Annotated in this window: 20 protein-coding genes; 15 read left to right on the forward strand and 5 right to left on the reverse strand. The window is 30.6% G+C overall.

The genetic code is table 11. The features are described 5' to 3' along the window. The first annotated feature begins 23 nt into the window (after positions 1-23). The 6 genes from BED47_RS04450 to BED47_RS04475 all read left to right on the forward strand — a co-directional run bounded on the left by BED47_RS04450 (position 24) and on the right by BED47_RS04475 (position 5,168). Positions 24-608, forward strand: coding sequence for a phosphatase PAP2 family protein (locus BED47_RS04450; RefSeq protein WP_069032590.1), 585 nt, complete (start codon positions 24-26; stop codon positions 606-608). Between the two features lie 27 nt (positions 609-635). Beyond that, positions 636-1,310, forward strand: coding sequence for a response regulator transcription factor (locus BED47_RS04455; protein ID WP_069032591.1), 675 nt, complete (start codon positions 636-638; stop codon positions 1,308-1,310). Between the two features lie 100 nt (positions 1,311-1,410). Continuing rightward, on the forward strand, positions 1,411-2,640 hold the full coding sequence (locus BED47_RS04460) for a sensor histidine kinase (protein WP_175403447.1): 1,230 nt from the start codon (positions 1,411-1,413) through the stop codon (positions 2,638-2,640). A gap of 29 nt (positions 2,641-2,669) precedes the next feature. Further along, complete coding sequence (locus BED47_RS04465) at positions 2,670-3,302, forward strand: VTT domain-containing protein (protein ID WP_069032593.1); 633 nt, start codon at positions 2,670-2,672, stop codon at positions 3,300-3,302. A gap of 157 nt (positions 3,303-3,459) precedes the next feature. Next, on the forward strand, positions 3,460-4,032 hold the full coding sequence (locus BED47_RS04470; protein ID WP_069032594.1) for a hypothetical protein: 573 nt from the start codon (positions 3,460-3,462) through the stop codon (positions 4,030-4,032). A 32-nt stretch (positions 4,033-4,064) separates the two neighbouring features. Further along, positions 4,065-5,168: an MGDG synthase family glycosyltransferase gene (locus BED47_RS04475; RefSeq protein WP_069032595.1), complete on the forward strand. Its 1,104-nt coding sequence runs from the start codon at positions 4,065-4,067 to the stop codon at positions 5,166-5,168. Positions 5,169-5,249: 81 nt separating this feature from the next. Here the strand turns inward: BED47_RS04475 and BED47_RS04480 are convergent, their stop codons facing one another. Further along, on the reverse strand, positions 5,250-5,951 hold the full coding sequence (locus tag BED47_RS04480) for a polysaccharide deacetylase family protein (protein WP_069032596.1): 702 nt from the start codon (positions 5,949-5,951) through the stop codon (positions 5,250-5,252). Positions 5,952-6,505: 554 nt separating this feature from the next. Here BED47_RS04480 and BED47_RS04485 point away from each other — a divergent pair. Next, positions 6,506-6,826, forward strand: a complete 321-nt coding sequence (locus BED47_RS04485; RefSeq protein WP_069032597.1) for a YbjQ family protein — start codon at positions 6,506-6,508, stop codon at positions 6,824-6,826. Next, a complete protein-coding gene (locus BED47_RS04490; RefSeq protein ID WP_175403448.1) occupies positions 6,826-7,056 on the forward strand; it encodes a hypothetical protein in 231 nt (76 codons plus the stop codon). The genes BED47_RS04485 and BED47_RS04490 overlap by 1 nt, the downstream gene beginning before the upstream one ends. Positions 7,057-7,103: 47 nt before the next feature. On the opposite strand, the gene BED47_RS04495 is transcribed toward BED47_RS04490, so the two are convergent. Next, positions 7,104-8,171, reverse strand: a complete 1,068-nt coding sequence (locus BED47_RS04495) for a pyruvate kinase (RefSeq protein ID WP_069032599.1) — start codon at positions 8,169-8,171, stop codon at positions 7,104-7,106. Positions 8,172-8,367: 196 nt separating this feature from the next. Between BED47_RS04495 and BED47_RS04500 the strand changes: the two genes are divergently transcribed. After that, positions 8,368-8,937, forward strand: coding sequence for a class I SAM-dependent methyltransferase (locus tag BED47_RS04500; RefSeq protein ID WP_069032600.1), 570 nt, complete (start codon positions 8,368-8,370; stop codon positions 8,935-8,937). 68 nt (positions 8,938-9,005) lie between these two features. On the opposite strand, the gene BED47_RS04505 is transcribed toward BED47_RS04500, so the two are convergent. Beyond that, positions 9,006-9,422 (reverse strand): hypothetical protein, encoded by a 417-nt coding sequence (locus tag BED47_RS04505; RefSeq protein WP_069032601.1) that lies wholly within the window; start codon positions 9,420-9,422, stop codon positions 9,006-9,008. A 175-nt stretch (positions 9,423-9,597) separates the two neighbouring features. Here BED47_RS04505 and BED47_RS04510 point away from each other — a divergent pair, with 175 nt between their 5' ends. Both BED47_RS04510 and BED47_RS04515 read left to right on the forward strand, forming a co-directional pair. Further along, positions 9,598-10,143, forward strand: coding sequence for a GNAT family N-acetyltransferase (locus BED47_RS04510; RefSeq protein WP_069032602.1), 546 nt, complete (start codon positions 9,598-9,600; stop codon positions 10,141-10,143). A 567-nt stretch (positions 10,144-10,710) separates the two neighbouring features. Continuing rightward, positions 10,711-12,156 carry a DEAD/DEAH box helicase gene (locus BED47_RS04515; RefSeq protein WP_069032603.1) on the forward strand — a complete coding sequence of 482 codons (1,446 nt, stop codon included), beginning with the start codon at positions 10,711-10,713 and terminating at the stop codon, positions 12,154-12,156. Positions 12,157-12,350: 194 nt separating this feature from the next. On the opposite strand, the gene deoD is transcribed toward BED47_RS04515, so the two are convergent. Continuing rightward, complete coding sequence (gene deoD, locus BED47_RS04520; protein ID WP_069032604.1) at positions 12,351-13,061, reverse strand: purine-nucleoside phosphorylase; 711 nt, start codon at positions 13,059-13,061, stop codon at positions 12,351-12,353. Between the two features lie 395 nt (positions 13,062-13,456). Between deoD and BED47_RS04525 the strand changes: the two genes are divergently transcribed. Both BED47_RS04525 and gpmA read left to right on the forward strand, forming a co-directional pair. Next, on the forward strand, positions 13,457-14,191 hold the full coding sequence (locus tag BED47_RS04525) for a GntR family transcriptional regulator (RefSeq protein WP_069032605.1): 735 nt from the start codon (positions 13,457-13,459) through the stop codon (positions 14,189-14,191). A 170-nt stretch (positions 14,192-14,361) separates the two neighbouring features. After that, the gene (gene gpmA / locus BED47_RS04530; protein ID WP_084006765.1) at positions 14,362-15,153 is read left to right on the forward strand and encodes a 2,3-diphosphoglycerate-dependent phosphoglycerate mutase; all 792 of its coding nucleotides are present in this window, start codon (positions 14,362-14,364) and stop codon (positions 15,151-15,153) included. 46 nt (positions 15,154-15,199) lie between these two features. Here the strand turns inward: gpmA and BED47_RS04535 are convergent, their stop codons facing one another. Continuing rightward, on the reverse strand, positions 15,200-16,549 hold the full coding sequence (locus tag BED47_RS04535) for an MATE family efflux transporter (protein ID WP_069032606.1): 1,350 nt from the start codon (positions 16,547-16,549) through the stop codon (positions 15,200-15,202). Between the two features lie 107 nt (positions 16,550-16,656). Between BED47_RS04535 and BED47_RS04540 the strand changes: the two genes are divergently transcribed. Both BED47_RS04540 and BED47_RS23615 read left to right on the forward strand, forming a co-directional pair. Then, positions 16,657-17,349, forward strand: coding sequence for an SDR family oxidoreductase (locus tag BED47_RS04540; protein ID WP_069032607.1), 693 nt, complete (start codon positions 16,657-16,659; stop codon positions 17,347-17,349). Between the two features lie 67 nt (positions 17,350-17,416). Then, on the forward strand, positions 17,417-17,578 hold the full coding sequence (locus tag BED47_RS23615) for a hypothetical protein (RefSeq protein ID WP_175403449.1): 162 nt from the start codon (positions 17,417-17,419) through the stop codon (positions 17,576-17,578). The last annotated feature ends 30 nt before the right edge of the window (positions 17,579-17,608 follow it).

Genomic DNA, 17,608 nt, shown 5'->3' on the forward strand with positions numbered 1-17,608 from the left:
TCAAAAAAATGGAGGAAATTTTAATGAACTACTCAATATTTAAATTAATAAATAGTTTTGCTGGCAAATGGCCTGCTTTAGATAGTGTAATGATATTTTTATCTAAATCTGCCATTTTAATCGTAATAGGAATTTTATGTTATTTATGGATTCAAAAAGGAACCGAACGTAAGTATACAGCCTTTTATATTGGTTTAACACTAATTTTAGCACTAGGTGGTAACTTTATTATCCACCAATTTTATTACCACGCGCGACCATTCGTTAATCACCATGTGACCAAATTGATTTCACATTCGTCCGACTCATCTTTTGTAAGTGATCACGGTACATTAGTATTTTCTACTGCGCTTATTTTATTGTTTAGAAAAGATCGATTAGGTTTGATTTCATTTGTTTGGGCGATATTAGTTGGTATTTCCAGAATCTTTGTTGGGGTACATTATCCATTTGATATAATTGGTGCATTTATTTTGGCTGGTGTAGTTGCAATTGTTGTTTTAAAAACATCATCGTTAACGGAACCAATAATGAAAATATTATTGAAGTTATATGAAAGAATAATAAAAAAGTTACCAAATAATAAGAAAAAGAATTTGAGTTCCTAATTAAGAACTAAATAGAGGAGACATCTTTTGAAAATTTTATTTGCTGAAGACGATCAAAAATTAGGGAAAATGACGACCCATTTGTTAAAAACACAAACTCCATTTCAAATCGAATGGACTACAAACGGAAAGCAAGCATTGGAATTAGCTATCCACTATGATTTTGATTTACTTATTTTGGACTGGATGTTACCTGAAATTAGTGGTTTAGAAATATGTAAAAAGCTTAGAAGAGATGGATTTAAAGGACCTATCTTAATGTTAACAGCCAGAGATAGTATTAATCACCGTGTTGAAGGATTAGAAGCTGGAGCGGATGACTATTTAATCAAACCATTTGATTTTAGTGAGCTTGCCGCAAGAATTAAAGTACTCAATCGAAGGAATTTTGCACCACTTCAAGATGAAGTCATCACGATTGAAGACTTAACTTATAATCGGACAAATTTTAGTTTAAGTAGAGGCAATGAACAAATTATTTTAACGCAAAGAGAATTACAATTATTTGATTTATTAGTAAAAAATAGAGGGATTGTGCTCACTAGAGAAGTTATTTTTGAAAGAGTTTGGGGAATTGAATCAGAAGTAACAAGTAATGCTGTTGAAGCGTATGTAAAAAATCTAAGAAAAAAAATTGATCTACCAAATGACAGAACTTATATAAAGAGTGTTAGAGGTGTTGGATATACAATCGAAAAATGAGATTTCACTATTTCATCAAATTAGCAAGCGATTAACATTTTTCAATCTTAGAATTTTAATGATTTTCATTATTTTATTTAATATTTCAGTGGGAATTGTAATGTCGTTTTACATTTACTTAGACCAAAAGAGTGATCTAATCACAGTGTTAAAGCAAGAAATAAAAGAAGTAAAAATGAATGCTACTTCTCTAGGTACAAATGATGACATTACTCAAAGAAAACATAAACGTAAAAATGTTTATTTTAATTATTTTTTAAATAAAAAAAACGGATTTGAAATCTATGATGAAACAGCACCCGGGTATACAAGGGATATAGAAAAAGTTTTAAAACAGATTAATCCTATTCATAATAAAGTCGTTATTAAACGAATTGATCCTCATGATAAAGAAGAACTAAATTTAATGATTGCTGCAGAAAATGTGTATGATTCATCAAACCATTACCTTGGGACAATTTATAGTGGTAAAGATTTATCGTCGGTTATTTATTTAATAAAGCAGTTTATCAGTATCTCATTTTTGCTCTCAATCATCTTTTGTTTTATGGCATACTACTTCGGAAAGAAAATTACAAATCAGGCAATGGAACCAATTATTGCATCTTATAAAGAACAACAAGAATTCGTGGAAAATGCTTCACATGAACTAAGAACACCGTTATCAGTATTACAAGCCGGTATTGATGTATTAAGCGTTGAACAAGATCGCCTATCTGATTTCGGAAAAGAAACCTTAACAGATTTAAAAAAGGAATTAAGTGATACACGTAATCTAGTCCATCAATTACTTTTTCTAGCAAGACTTGATCATAAACAAATCGCCAAAGTGAATAGAGAAGAATTTAGAATCGATGTCTTTTCGGAACAAATTCAAAAAGCATGGCAATATAAGGCATCAGAAAAAAAACAAATAATCAAGCTATTAAATGAAGAAAAATTTATTGTTAAAACAAATCAAGAAAGTTTAAAACAATTGATTAATATCTTTGTTGATAATGCAATTAAATATTCAAATGAGGACCATACCATCTCCTTAAATTACTATGTAAAATCAGAAAAAAAAGCAACCTATTTCTATTATGAAATAAATGATAATGGTATTGGAATTCCAAAAGAGCAACAAGACAAAATATTTAATCGGTTTTATCGAATAGAAGAGCATAGGTCGAGAGATGAAGGAAATACTGGACTCGGTTTATCGATCGCAAAATCGATTATAGAGTCTTTAAATGGAGAAATTATAGTAAATAGTGAATTCGGTAAGGGAAGCAGTTTTAAAATTAAAATTCCGATTTCAAATTTATTTCAAATTAAGACAAACATATAGAGAATGATTTTTAAGGGAGTTAAAGTTATATGGAGATTATTAAAAATATTATTGATCTCATATTGCATTTAGATCAACATTTATTAACCTTTGTGCACAATTATGGGGCAATAACTTATTTCATCTTATTTTTGATTATTTTATTGGAAACCGGACTTGTTGTGACACCATTTTTACCAGGAGATTCATTAATTTTTACAGCAGGTGCACTTGCTTCCTTACATTTATTAAACTTTTTTGGATTATTAGTCCTTTTCATAGTAGCAGCAAGTTTAGGCGATTCTTTAAATTATTTTATAGGTAAGAAATTCGGTAGTAAATTAAGTAAGAGCAAAAAAATAAATTCGAAATACATTCATGAAACTGAAAACTTTTACAAACAAAAAGGTCCTAAATTTATTGTATTAGCAAGGTTTATTCCGATTGTTAGAACTTTTGCTCCGTTTGTTGCAGGGATCGGTGAAATGAACTATTCAAAATTTATTTCATATAACATTTTCGGAGCGACGCTTTGGGTTGGACTAATGGTATCGATTGGTTACTTTTTTGGTAATATTCCTTTTGTTAAAAATCATTTTGGGCTATTAACGATTGGAATCATTTTCGTATCAATCATTCCAATATTAATCGATGTAATTAGAAAATTTATTAAGAAAAAATAAATTGAATCTAAACAAATGAATCAATTTTAGGAAAACATAATACTATTTTCATTAATTTTTCACTTTTATTTTGTACATTAGTTTGTATATAAAAGGAGGAGAATATGGATTATGTGTTTGCTAATATTTTTTCAAAACTTGAAAGGAACAAATCAATATGATTAGTAATTGGATAAAAAATAAATCTGAGAGAAAATTAATTTATATAGCATTAGCAATTTCGATCATAATTTTCGTCATTGCTGGGTGGAAAGTCTCGCATCGTACTGAATTATTAACGAATATGGGACCTCATATACAAAATGGAATCCAACATGGTTTTCATAAAATAAATCCTTTAAAAATGTATGCGAAAGATAAAGGTTCCCTTGGAAGAATAGGTGTATTTGCGGCATTTGTTCTCTTTCCGCTTTATTTTTTAATTAGATTTAAAAAATTAAATGATAAAAAACAATTTAAGAAATTCTTAGGTAAATTATTGAAATGGTGCAAGTTAATACATGTCCCAATCTCGTTAATTACTTTTGCTTTAATTACAGTACACTCTGTGATTATGACTTTTTTTGAATGGAAAACAGATGCTGTTTATATTTCAGGTGTTATAACTTATTTGCTACTACTTCCATTAGGAATATTCGGTTTTTTAAGATATAAACGAAAAGATAAAAACTGGCATTACTATCTTTCATTTGCAGTTGTAATCTCAATGTTAATTCATACATTCGTTTAATTAATTTGTCTATTCAAAAGAGGTTGATTAGTATGGTATTGCAACCAAAAATACTTGTCGTTACATCGAGTTTTGGAAATGGGCATAAAGAAGTATCAAAAGCGTTAAAAAGTGAGTTTGAACATATTAACTTTAACGATGTAACAATAATTGATATATATGAAGAAGCATATCCAACAATAAATGTATTTGCAAAAAATATTCATTTGCAATTATTCCAGCATGCCCAAACAATTTATAAATGGTTCTTTTATGGGACTGAGAAATTATTCAGCACAGTCATTTTTGACAGGCTTTTAGAATTATGCGGAAAGAATATAAAAAGTATTCTTCAAAAAGAGAAGCCTGATATTATCATTACTACCTTTCCAGTTGGATCTGTAGCAAAATGGAAAAAATATTCTTCACATCCTTGTAAATTATATACAGTAGTTACAGACTATTATATTCACCGTTCATGGATTCATAATGAAATCGATCGATACTATATAGCGACGGAAGGATTAATACATCAAATGGTGAATTTAGGTGTTTCTCTATCGAAAATATTTGTATCTGGGATACCTCTTCGCCAAGAATTTAAAGAAATAGATTTTTTAAATGAAGGTACAAGTAATTCGAAATCTAACGATCAAATATTAATAGTTGCTGGGGCAGTTGGATTATTAAAGGATGTAGAAAAAATGGCCAAGCAGTTACTTGTTGAAACAAAACTTAAAGTAGCAGTTGTTTGTGGCTATAATCACATCCTTTATAATAAATTAAGTAAGTTAAATGAAGAATACAAAGATCGACTACAAGTATTTGGCTACGTAAATAATATTCGTAATTTGTATAAAAAATCTGATCTCTTAATTACCAAGCCTGGTGGTATTACATTATCAGAATGTATTGCATGTAATTTACCGACAATCCTATATAAACCAACACCAGGTCAAGAAAAAGAGAATTCCCGAATATTTGAAAATGCGGGTGCTTCAGTAACAGTAAAGTCGTTAAATGAATTAACTTTTTATATTAATCGAATTCTTTTCAAATCAAATCATTTAGAACAAATGAAATCATCATTAACTGCATTAAATAAAGGATTTAGTTCTCAATTAATTGTTAATGATATTTTTAGTTCAATTTCTTAAAATTTTATGACTAATAACTTTATAAATATGTAAAAACACCACAAGGTATAGAGTTTCCTTGTGGTGTTTGGGTTTAATTAGCTAATGATCAATCCTAACAAATTGATATTGGTTTTGTAAACAATATCCAATAAATCTCTCTAATGCTTTTATTGTATGAATAGGAGCATCCTCATCTGCACCAAATGTATCTCCATTATCATGTAATAAAATAATTGCTCCTGGTTTCGTTTGATTTAACAAAAGAGAATAAATGCCTTCACTTCCTTTTTTACTACTCCAATCATTTGCCATGACAGACCATAAAATAATTTTAAGCTTTTTCTGAAATAGAAGTGGCAGTGAAACTAACCCCCAAGGTGGTCGATAGTAAATTGCATCACTGTTCGTTATTTTCTTAATAATACTTGCAGTCTTTTCGATTTGATTATTTAAATGTTTTGGACTGAGAAACCAATTACATTTATGTTTATAATTGTGTATTCCGATTAAGTGACCATCTTCATGTATCCTTTTAATGATCGCAGGATACTTTTCTGCCTCTGATCCTAATACAAAAAAAGTTGCTTTAATTGAATGACTTTGGAGTAAATCTAAAAGTAAAGTCGTATAAACTGGATGGGGACCATCATCAAAAGTTAAAGCAATGCGTTTTTGATTATTAATTGAAACTGTATGTATTGAAAAAAATTTAAATAAACGTGTTAGTAAACTCGGGATTGGACCATAAAGGATAAATAATATTACAAGTAAACCACCGATTATGACGAAAATTCTTAGCATAAATTCTCCTTAAACTACCTTTAAATAAAAATGATAATATAACATTATTATAGTCCAATTTACATTTTGTTGGTAATTAAATGTAGAAAATATTATGATGAAATAAGATTGCGCTATGGTTTAAAAGATGAATTAAATCAACTTCGAAAATGCAGATCTGATTTAATTATTTATTTAGATGCTGAATTTGAAACTCTTGAATGAAGAAAACAAAATGATTTGTCAAAAAGAAGAGGTTCATTTGACCAAAATATGAAATTATATCAATATGAAAAAGAGTGGTATAAGCAGTTTAACACTAAATTTATTGATGTAAATGACAAGGCATCAATTGAAGTAGAAAATCACTGTTGGAAATGTTAACGAATAATAATTTTCTAAGATATGAATTTATCTCTAGTATAAAGGGATTAAAACTATTACATAGAATTAATACATTATACGTTTCAAATTTTCCATTTTTAACTAATGAAATTTAAAAATGGGATTGAAATACATTCACAAAATTGAATAAATATATTTGTGTGAAGAATAAAAATTTTGAGGTGAACAATATGATCGTAGTTACAACTGAAAATATTGAAGGGTATAAACTAGTTGAAGTTAAAGGTCCTGTATTTGGAGTAATTGTACGTAGTAGAGGACTGGGTGGCGATATTTTAGCTGGTCTAAAAAGTCTTGTTGGTGGAGAAATCAAACAATACACTGCAATGCTTGAGGATGCAAGAAAAGAAGCGATGAATCGAATGACTAAAAATGCTAGTGAAATGGATGCAAATGCAATTATTATGATGCGCTTTGATTCAGGTGAAATAGGGCAAAACATGAGTGAAATTGTAGCATATGGAACCGCTGTAGTAGTCGAGAAAATATAGTGGAAACATTTATTTTCGGTTTTTATGGTATCCAAATCTTATTTCTCATTATTTGTTTATTGCTAGGTTATTTTATTTACGATAAACGATTTAATCGAAATCATGGAAACCAAATACCAGAAGGATTTCAACGAACTAGCGAAGTTAATATCGATCCTGTAACAGGGGAGAAAACAAGAGTTTACTATAATCCGGATACAGGTGAACGATTTTATAAAAAAGAAAAGTAATAAATTAAAAACGCCCCTAAAGGGCGTTTTTGTCTTGAAAAACAATTTTATTTAATTGTTGAGTTAATTAATTCAAGCATATCATTAAAATCAAACGGAGATTTTGTTTTTACGGTCTCAGCAAATTGAGATATAATTTTTAATGTTTCAATGCTTTCGATTGGATGATGGCCAGCAGCACTTTCAGCGGATAACATGACGGCATTTGTACCATCCATCACTGCTTGAAATACATCTGTTACTTCAGCTCTTGTTGGAAGTGAGTTATCTATCATTGATTGTAGCATTTGAGTTGCTGTGATCACATATGTCCCATTTGAATTACACTCATGAATCATGGCTCTTTGTAAGAGAGGAATCCATTGATAGGGTAGTTCAACACCTAAATCACCACGAGCAATCATAATTGCATCTGTTTCTTTATTAATTTCTTGGAAATTTTTTATTGCTTCAATCGTTTCAATTTTTGCGATTAATTGAGGTGTTTTATCACTTTTTGAATTCATAAAACTTCTGATTTCTTGTAAATGCGATGACCGCCGAATAAATGAGCATGCAATATAATCTAAACCTTCTTGCAAAATGAATTCGATGTCTTTTCGGTCTTTTTCAGTTATAGCAGGTAAACTTGTAACGACTCCGGGTAAATTTACCCCTTTATGTGAAGATATTTCGCCACCTGTTTTTACTGAAGTGACAATCTTATTTTGTTCTATTTTTTCAACAATTAACTCCACAGCACCATCATTAATTAATATACGATCTCCTTGTTTCACATCATTTATTAACCCTTTATAATCTACACTTGCTTGATTACGATCACCTGTAATTTCATCAATTACGAGTGTAAAAGTTTGATTAGGTTCAAGATTTATTTTTTCGCCTTCAATTTTACCTAATCGTATTTTTGGACCTTGGAGGTCTCCTAAAATCTTGATTTCTTTTCCTGTCTCTTTCCTGATAGCTTTTATTAGTTCAATCACATTGTGATGACTCTCATGTGTACCGTGTGAAAAATTTAGTCTTGCGATCGTCATGCCGTGTTGAATCAATTCAGACAGTATTTTTTTATCAAAACTAGCTGGTCCAATCGTACAAATTCGATCAATTGTCATTCGATATCGCCTCCATTTACTGGAATTATTATACCCAAGATAAAGTAGAAGAATCTAAATTATTTATGAAGTGTTAATTAAAAAAGAATATCTCAAATAATCTTGATTTCTAAAATTTGACATTTTTCTACGTTTTAAAGAAGGAATTCATGTAACTTTTGTAGAACACTACTAATCGATCAAAGTTTAGTGTGAGGTGAATCTACTAGTGATTAAACAAGATGAATTAAAAGTTGTAATTGGAGCAGGTGAATATAACAATAATCCAACATGGATTCAAACTCAGGAAGAAGAACTTAATCTATTAGTTAAGTCCACGTGGGAAAATAAATTTGAGAAAAATTCAATTACAGCTATTTTAGCTGAACATGTTTGGGAACACCTTACATATGATGAAGGTTTAGCAGCTGCTAAAATTTGTTATGATTATTTAAAACCAACGGGTTATATTCGTTGTGCAGTACCAGATGGATTTTTTCAAGACGAAACTTATCAAAGTATTGTTAAAGTTGGCGGACCAGGACCAATAGATCATCCTGCTGCAAGCCATAAAATTGTCTATAACTATAAAACACTAGTTACTATGTTTGAAACAGCGGGTTTTGAAGTTAAACTGCTAGAATATTGTGATGAAGAAGGAAATTTTCATTTTAAAGAGTGGGATGGCAAGGACGGGGTTATTTTCCGTTCAAAAAAATATGATCCTAGAAATCACGGGGAAAAAGTGCTGTTTCCATCAATCATTGTAGATGCAATAAAGCGATAAAATACCAAAAACATCATTTTCTTAACAAAGAACTGAAGCTTTACTTCAGTTCTTTAAAATAGATTTAATTAGTAGATCATTATATCTCTGATTTCTTTCGTTATTCGTTCGATTTGACCTTGAAACATCATAGAAGGTATGAAAATAGATTCTTCGGGATGATTAATTACTAAATAAGCACTATGTGAGGGTGTTTCTTTATAGCGATATTGTAAATTAACACGTGTAATATGATGAGCGGGTATCGTTCGCTTAAAACCCCAATGTTCGTATGTAACACCGTAATCGTTTATTCTAATAATCATACTACGAGTATAGCCAATATAAGCTAGAAAGATTAAGAATACCATAGTCATGATCATATATGACTTAATCGTAATAGGAAATCCATGCCTTTGTACATAAAATATAAAAGTGATTAAACAAATCGTAAACAATATTGCAACTAAAAAATTGGAAAGCCTTCCACTACTTCTAAATTCCACTATTGATACACCTCTTTCATATTAATATAGTTTCGACTAAAAACTTTAACTATTAACATTTGGATGATCTCTTTTAGTATGAATCAATCTATTTTCAATAATCAGGCTTATCCAATCTAATAACACAAATAATCTATCTTCCTATAAAAAAGAATACAAGTGTAAGGAGTTTATGATGAAAATCCAACCTCAGAAATTTACGATAAATGGACTACAATTTATTATTAGACATGCAGTACTTACTGACGCTAAACAATTATCTAGTTTGAGAGTACAAATTGACGGGGAAACAGAAAATTTAGACAGAGAAGCCGGGGAAGCATTTATTGATCCAAAAGGCTTTGAACAATTAATTATCTCAGATACAGAAACGATTAATAATTTATTTTTAGTAGCAGAAGTTGAAGATAAAATAATAGGTTTTTCTAGATGTGAAGGTAATGAATTAAAAAGACTTTCTCATAAAGTAGAGTTTGGAGTTTGCGTCTTAAAAGAATTTTGGGGATACGGAATCGGTAAAAATCTTTTAAAACGATCAATTTCTTGGGCGGATGCAAATGATCTCCATAAAATGAATTTGAGTGTTTTAGAAACGAATGAAAATGCAATTAAACTTTATAAAAAGTTAGGCTTTGAAGTTGAAGGTGTTTTAAAAAACGATAAGGTACTTTCTGATGGGAAATATTATAATTCGATTTTAATGGGTAGATTTAATAAATGAATGTTCATTAAAAAGAGTCAGTTAATGCGTCTCCTTTTACAACCATTTGATAAATTAAATTAATAGCTAAGTATTATAAGAGAGGCTAAAATAAAGACATTTTCAATATTATAAAATGAATTTTCTGAAAAATCTAGTGTTTTATGCGTTTACTTGGATTAGAGAAATTAGATAACCCTCTTTTAAATATAAAAACTTTTTGGAGTCCTTTATACGGACAAGTAACCGATAAATTTGGAGTTACATGGTAGGTTTCAACACAGTCAGTTCAATAGATGAAAGATGCTTTCTGGATAACGAATAAATCCGGTAGAATGTGGGGTAACCCTTAAGACTGACACAAATTAGTTTAACGAAAAGAGTTACTTTTGTGACTCTTTTTTTATTTTTGTATCTTTAATCATTAAATTTCCTGCCTATAAAATCAATTACTTTTAAAAATGAAAATAAAAACCTTTTTATCTTCCATTTTTCAAGTATAATGAATCATACTCAATAAATGAATATGATTTTTCTTAGAGAGAATTCTATACATATATCGAAAAAAACATAAAACGAGGTTAAGAAATGACTAAAAGAAGTTATGCGGACTATCATCTAAGTGATGAAATTAAAAGAGCACTTGCTGTATTAAAATACGAAACTCCAACTGAAGTTCAAAGAGAAGTTATACCATTGGCAATGGAAAATCAAGATTTAGTCGTAAAATCTCAAACAGGAAGTGGCAAAACGGCTTCTTATAGTATTCCTGTTTGCGAAATGATCGAATGGGAGGAAAAAAAACCACAGGTTTTAATTTTAACTCCAACTAGAGAGCTTGCGGCTCAAGTCCGTGAAGATATTACGAATATTGGAAGATTTAAACGCATAAAAGCGGTGGCCGTATATGGAAAAGAACCGTTTACGAAACAAAAGGTAGAATTGGAACAAAAAACACATGTTGTAGTTGGTACACCTGGAAGGGTTATGGACCATATTCAACGAGAGACACTCGATCTAGATCAAATAAAATATCTTATCATCGATGAAGCTGATGAGATGCTTAATAGAGGTTTTATCGATGAGGTAGAAGCGATCATTAATCAGCTTCCTTTAAATCGGGTAACGATGGTTTTTTCTGCAACCTTACCTAAAGATGTTGAAAATCTCTGTCATGAATATATGAAAGATCCGATTCATATTGAGATTGAATCAACGGGTGTAACAGCCGATACAATTGAACACTTTTTAATAGAAGTGAAAGAGGAAGAAAAGATTCAACTCCTTAAAGACATTACTGTTGTAGAAAACCCAGATAGCTGCCTAATTTTTTGCCGAACGAAAGAAAATGTAGATACTGTGTATAGTGAACTGGAAAAAGCTAATTATTCATGTGAAAGACTCCATGGGGGACTGGAACAAGAAGACCGTTTTGCTGTAATGGAAGGATTTAAAATAGGGAACTTCCGCTATCTAGTAGCAACCGATGTAGCTGCAAGAGGTATTGATATTGATAATGTAACGTTAGTCATTAACTATGACGTTCCTATGGAAAAAGAGAGCTATGTGCATCGTACTGGAAGAACCGGCCGTGCCGGAAATAAGGGTAAAGCAATTACGTTTTCAACACGTTTTGAAGGAAAGTTTGTTAAAGCAATTGAGAATTATATCGGCTTTGAAATACCTAAAATAGAAGCACCTAGTCAACAAGAGGTGGTTGGTGGAAAAGCTATATTTGAAGAAAAACTTAACAGCAGGCGAATTGTAAGAAATAATAAAACAGCCCGAATTAACCAAGATATTATGAAACTTCATTTCAGTGGCGGAAAAAAGAAAAAAATTCGTGCAGTTGATTTTGTTGGAACAATCGCAAAAATCCCTGGAGTGTCAGTAGATGATATTGGTATAATAACTATTCATGATCAGATGTCCTATGTTGATATTCTGAATGGAAAAGGGTCACTAGTTTTACAAGCCATGGAGAACGCGACGGTCAAAGGAAAAAAATTAAAAGTGAGTAAAGCAATTAAATAATGAAGGATTAGTACTTACTTATAGTGAAATAGGGTACAGATTTAATCTAAGTATTATTCAATACTTACATGCTTAAGTTACTGTAGAACCAAAAAAAGTCGATTTTCCCACCAACGGAAATCGACTTTTTTGGTTCTACATTTATATTCAATAATTTGTGAAAAGGCAGGCGCTATTTTAAAATCCATTTAATTTTATAAACAAGCTTCTAATGCAAGTTTCATCATTTTATCGAATGAAGTTTGTCTAGCTTCAGCGCTTATCTCTTCATGTGTAACTAAAGAATCTGAAATAGTAAGTAAACAAGCTGCATTCTTTCCTAATACTTTCGCATTATGGAATAGTGCATAGCTTTCCATTTCTGTACAAATACAATTATGTTCTTTATAAAAATCAACAAAATTTGGAACTGAACTTTCATAATAAAATACATCACTAGAATGTATTCTTCCTTTAACAATCGGAGTATTAATCTGTTTTGCAGTTTCTTCAATATTGCTTGTTAATGATTCGCAAGGATACTGAATGTCACTTTCTACGCCTGCTTGAGTCTTTGCAAATGTAGATTGACTCCAAGCACTATCTACAAGCACAATATCGTGAATATTAAGTTCATCTGTATAAGCTCCTGCACTACCAACTCGGATAATATTTTCAACATCATAAAATTTATATAATTCGTATGAATAAATTCCAATACTTGGCATCCCCATACCAGATCCCATTACTGATATTTGTTTTCCTTTATAAGTTCCTGTATAGCCAAACATATTACGTACTGTATTAAATTGCACTGGGTTTTCTAGATAATTTTCTGCAATATATTTTGCACGTAATGGATCCCCTGGCATTAAAACTGTTTTTGCAATTTCTCCTGATTTGGCTGTATTATGTGGCGTTGTCATAGTTTTTTCTCTCCATTTCTTTTCTAATAATTTATTTAACTAATCTATACAACTTATATTCTTACTCATTTCACATGTTCATACTTCTTAACATTATCATTCTTTCCTAATATGTTTCCGTTTACAAAATAAAACAAAACAACATAATCAAAATAATGTTAAATTAATACTACGAAGTATAGTTGTATAAGTAGTTGTCTATTTTACTTCAACTAAATTATATTTCAACAAAATAGATAAATCAATAGCAACTTAAACAGACCCAAAATTTATATTAAAAAAATTCTAGGAAGTTTATTTAAAAGAAAAAATGATCAGGTTTGCCGTTCGCACTTTTAACAGACAAGTTTGCGAATAATCCATAACCCGATATAATAATGATAAGGAGTGTTGTTATGTCCGTTGAAAATAAAAAAAAATTGCCACTATACGTAGGGGTTTATGAAAAATTATTTAAATTAATTAATGAGGGAGTCTATCCGATTGGAAGTAAGCTTCCTTCTGAACCAGAACTTTCTAAGATGATGAATGTAAGCAGAATGACGCTAAGACAAGGATTGGGTTTACTAAAAGAGGACGGTTATATTGAAACAATCCATGGACAAGGTAACTTTATAAAACAAAATGTGAATTTAAGAAGTGCCGGATTAGAAAAAATAGATAATACAGTTTATCAATGCTGCACAGAAACAATTGATGATGTAGATGCTTATTTAGAAGTTAGTTTTTCGGATGATTATGAATATGTTAAAAAAATTTTTAATCAAGATTCTGCAGTGTTAATCAGGTTTAATAGATGGTACAAAGCTAAAAGTAAAATTGTCGCACATGCTTATACTATGTTCCCAAGTGAGACTGCTTCCTTATATCAAATGAATCTAGGCGACCATCTGGGTGTACTAAAAATACTTGAAGAAGATATTTATAAGTTAATACACTCATCAACAATCGAAATAAAATTTACAGAATCAGTCCTTCCTTCTTCAAACCATGAATTACGTTCAACGAATAATTTATTCGTTTTACTAATTGAAAATCTATATGACTCAATGGGGAATATTGTGCTTAAAAATAAGATCTATATCCCAATCGAACTTAGCTCAATAAAAATAAATCGTATAAACAAATAGTGGAAAGTGCATTGAATTTTTATAGAAAGAAATGTTAACTAGACGAGTATGTCAGTTTTTAGTTGAGAATTTTAATTACATAAGATTTTGCTCATCCAATCAATTTTGAATCAAATTATGAACATTTCAGCAAACTATATCATATTTAATTGATTTTAAAGGAGAGCAATATGATTAAACTTGTATTAATCAGACACGGGCAAAGTTTATGGAATGTTGAAAATCGGTTCACAGGTTGGACAGATGTTGATTTAACGAAGAGCGGACTTTCTGAGGCAAGAGAAGCAGGTATTATTTTAAGAAAAAACGGATTTACATTTGATGTTGCCTATACATCGGTACTAAAAAGAGCAATTCGTACGTTATGGATTATATTAAATGAGATTGATATGATGTGGATTCCAGTACATAAAACTTGGAGATTAAATGAACGACATTACGGTTCACTTCAAGGACTGAATAAATCCGAAACAGCTAAAAAATATGGTGAAGAACAGGTTAATATTTGGCGAAGATCTATGAATGTTAGACCACCTGCTCTAGAACCAGATGATCCAAGATATGAAATAAATGAATCTCGTTATAAAAACTTGTTAAAAGATGAATTCCCGCTTACCGAAAATCTGGAAGATACAGAAAAAAGAGTTTTAAAATATTGGGACGAAGAAATTGCACCAGCTTTGAAAACTGGCAAAAAGGTTATTATTTCTGCACATGGTAATACGTTGAGGGGGATCGTACAATATTTAGATCAAGTCTCAGCTGACGGAATTGCTTCGCTAAATATTCCAACAAGTATTCCTTTAGTTTATGAATTAAATGACGAACTGAAGCCAATTCGACATTACTATTTAGGTATGGATGGAGAACTTCCACCCGATGTAATCCCAAAACATATCCCTAGCGAATTACTAGACAAATTTGATGATGAACATCCAAATATAACAATACAAGATGATTAAAATAGAAAAAGGATGGGTTTAGCAATCGTGCTTCCCATCCTTATCATTATGCTTCAGATAACTTTATTTTTTTTATTTGTAATTGTACTAATCGGAAAGATAATGTTAGTGCAGACACTCCTAAACCGACGATTAAACCAACCCAATATCCTTTTGCACCAAGATGAGTATTAGAAAGTGCATACCCAACTGGTAATGCGATTACCCAATAAGCTAAAATCATCATAATTAACGTGGCATTCACATCTTTATAACCTCTTAATGCACCTTGGATTGGTGCTGCAATTGCATCAAATAGTTGGAACATGACTGCAAAGATTAAGAATCCGCCAGCCAAAATTTGGACAGATGGGTCATTTGTATACCATCCAGCTACATCATATCGGAATAAATAGATGATGATCCCAAAAAATGAAGCAATTGAAACTGCCATTACTAAACCAATTTTGCTATATTCTTTTGCATTTTGAAACTCTTTCGCACCAACTTCATAGCCAACAGCAATTGTTAAAGCCATCGAAATACTTAATGGAACCATATAGAGTAGACTTGCAAAATTCATTGCCACTGTATGTGCAGCAATCGTTTCAGTATCAAATTCACTTAATAATAATGTTACGACCGAGAACACACTTACTTCAAAAAAGATACTAAGTCCAATTGGAACTCCTAATTTTAAAATACTTTTCCAAGTTGTAAATGAAATTGGAGGAAGTTTTTTAAAAAGATTAAAGCCGCTAAATGGCTTTTTAGTTTTAATAATATAGAAAGCAATTCCAAAAATAATCCAATACGTTATTGCAGATGCTACACCAGAACCTACTCCACCTAAACGTGGAAGACCAGCTTTACCAAAGATAAGGAAATAGTTCAAAATTACGTTAACTGGTACTGAAATAACCGTAATGATCATAGTAGTTCTTGTTTTACCTAAACCATCAATAAACTGACGAATGACTGTATATAGGAATAAAGGTAAAATTCCAAATGATAATGCGAATAAGAAATGAAGAGCAACACGATGAACTTTCGGATCAAGATTCATATGATTTAAGATTGGATGAATTGAAAATATACCAATAATAATAATGACAACTGCAATAATCCCAGCCAAATAAAGTGCCTGCGTAACAAGAGGCGTTATTTTTCCATCCTGTTTTGCACCATTTAAATTGGCAACCATTGTTGTAATTGCGACTAAAATGCCAGTTAACCCTGTACTAATTGGAGTCCAAATACTAACACCAATCGCAACCCCTGCTAAATCCCCTGGACTACTATTTCCAGACATAATTGTATCAAAAAATGACATCGAAAATAATGTCACTTGAGTGATTAAAATTGGAAGTAGTAGTTTAAAAAAGCGTGATATTTTATCCGTTTTAGTAGTATTCAATTTATCGACCTCCTAAACAAACACTTTTACAATTGTATCATGTTTTGGTTTAATAGCTATAATGAAATTATTCGGATAAATATTTTATAAAGAAAGTTGGTCTTAGATTGGGAAATCAAGTTGTTATCATAACAGGCGCAGGAAGTGGATTAGGCGCGTCATTAGCTAAAAAGTATTCTGAAAATGGAGCTCACATTTGTTTGTTAGGAAGAACTGAAAATAAACTTAGAGAAATTGGTAAACAATTACCTAACAATTATTCAATACATACTGTAGATGTTTCAGAACATGAAGATGTAAAAAGAGTTTTCGATACAATCATTCAAACATATGGAAAAGTTGATTTATTATTTAATAATGCAGGTGTTGGAATTTTTGATCTTGCAGAAGAATTAACTGAGGAAGCAGTACATAAGATGATTGACATTAACTTAAAGGGAACTATTTTCTGTTCACAAGAAGTTTTAAAACAAATGAAAAAACAAGATAATGGAACAATCGTCAATATTGTTTCTACTGCAGGTCTAATTGGAAAAGCAACCGAATCAGTTTATTGTGCAAGTAAGTTCGGAGTTAAAGGCTTTACCGAAAGTTTGGTGGTCGAATTAACCGGAACACCAATTTCAGTATTTGCAGCATATATGGGTGGAATGAATACAGACTTTTGGGCCGGTATTTTTGATGAAGATAAAACTTCAAAAATGATGAATCCTGACGATATAGCTGAAATTATTATTGAAAATATAAAACCGCGTAAAAATATAGCCATACCTGAAATTATTATAAAAAACATAAAATAAGTATTAACTAAGCCGTCTTTTACACAAACTAAATCCAAATCATTAAGGACTAAGTGAGGTATAAGAGATGAGCAAATCAAAAAAGAACAAATCAATCGATTCGAATCAAAATAATTTTGATGAATTATTACTTGAAGATCTTAATACTGCAGATGATATTCCAATTGATTGGTTACCAAAAACTGAACCGATTACGGAATCAATGTCATATAAAAATGATGAAGATTAATTAGATTGTTGTTTAAAAAGACTTGCTGCT

The organism is Gottfriedia luciferensis, assembly GCF_001712755.1.
Taxonomy (GTDB): domain Bacteria; phylum Bacillota; class Bacilli; order Bacillales; family Bacillaceae_G; genus Gottfriedia; species Gottfriedia luciferensis_B.

Excerpts from the sequence above, each read along its gene's own strand:
- BED47_RS04450 (WP_069032590.1), top strand. The coding sequence starts at position 24 with ATGAACTACTCAATATTTAAATTAATAAATAGTTTTGCTGGCAAATGG.
- BED47_RS04460 (WP_175403447.1), top strand. The coding sequence starts at position 1,411 with ATGTCGTTTTACATTTACTTAGACCAAAAGAGTGATCTAATCACAGTG.
- BED47_RS04465 (WP_069032593.1), top strand. The coding sequence starts at position 2,670 with ATGGAGATTATTAAAAATATTATTGATCTCATATTGCATTTAGATCAA.
- BED47_RS04470 (WP_069032594.1), top strand. The coding sequence starts at position 3,460 with ATGATTAGTAATTGGATAAAAAATAAATCTGAGAGAAAATTAATTTAT.
- BED47_RS04475 (WP_069032595.1), top strand. The coding sequence starts at position 4,065 with ATGGTATTGCAACCAAAAATACTTGTCGTTACATCGAGTTTTGGAAAT.
- BED47_RS04480 (WP_069032596.1), bottom strand. The coding sequence starts at position 5,951 with ATGCTAAGAATTTTCGTCATAATCGGTGGTTTACTTGTAATATTATTT.
- BED47_RS04485 (WP_069032597.1), top strand. The coding sequence starts at position 6,506 with ATGATCGTAGTTACAACTGAAAATATTGAAGGGTATAAACTAGTTGAA.
- BED47_RS04495 (WP_069032599.1), bottom strand. The coding sequence starts at position 8,171 with ATGACAATTGATCGAATTTGTACGATTGGACCAGCTAGTTTTGATAAA.
- BED47_RS04510 (WP_069032602.1), top strand. The coding sequence starts at position 9,598 with ATGAAAATCCAACCTCAGAAATTTACGATAAATGGACTACAATTTATT.
- BED47_RS04515 (WP_069032603.1), top strand. The coding sequence starts at position 10,711 with ATGACTAAAAGAAGTTATGCGGACTATCATCTAAGTGATGAAATTAAA.
- deoD (WP_069032604.1), bottom strand. The coding sequence starts at position 13,061 with ATGACAACGCCACATAATACAGCCAAATCAGGAGAAATTGCAAAAACA.
- BED47_RS04525 (WP_069032605.1), top strand. The coding sequence starts at position 13,457 with ATGTCCGTTGAAAATAAAAAAAAATTGCCACTATACGTAGGGGTTTAT.
- gpmA (WP_084006765.1), top strand. The coding sequence starts at position 14,362 with ATGATTAAACTTGTATTAATCAGACACGGGCAAAGTTTATGGAATGTT.
- BED47_RS23615 (WP_175403449.1), top strand. The coding sequence starts at position 17,417 with ATGAGCAAATCAAAAAAGAACAAATCAATCGATTCGAATCAAAATAAT.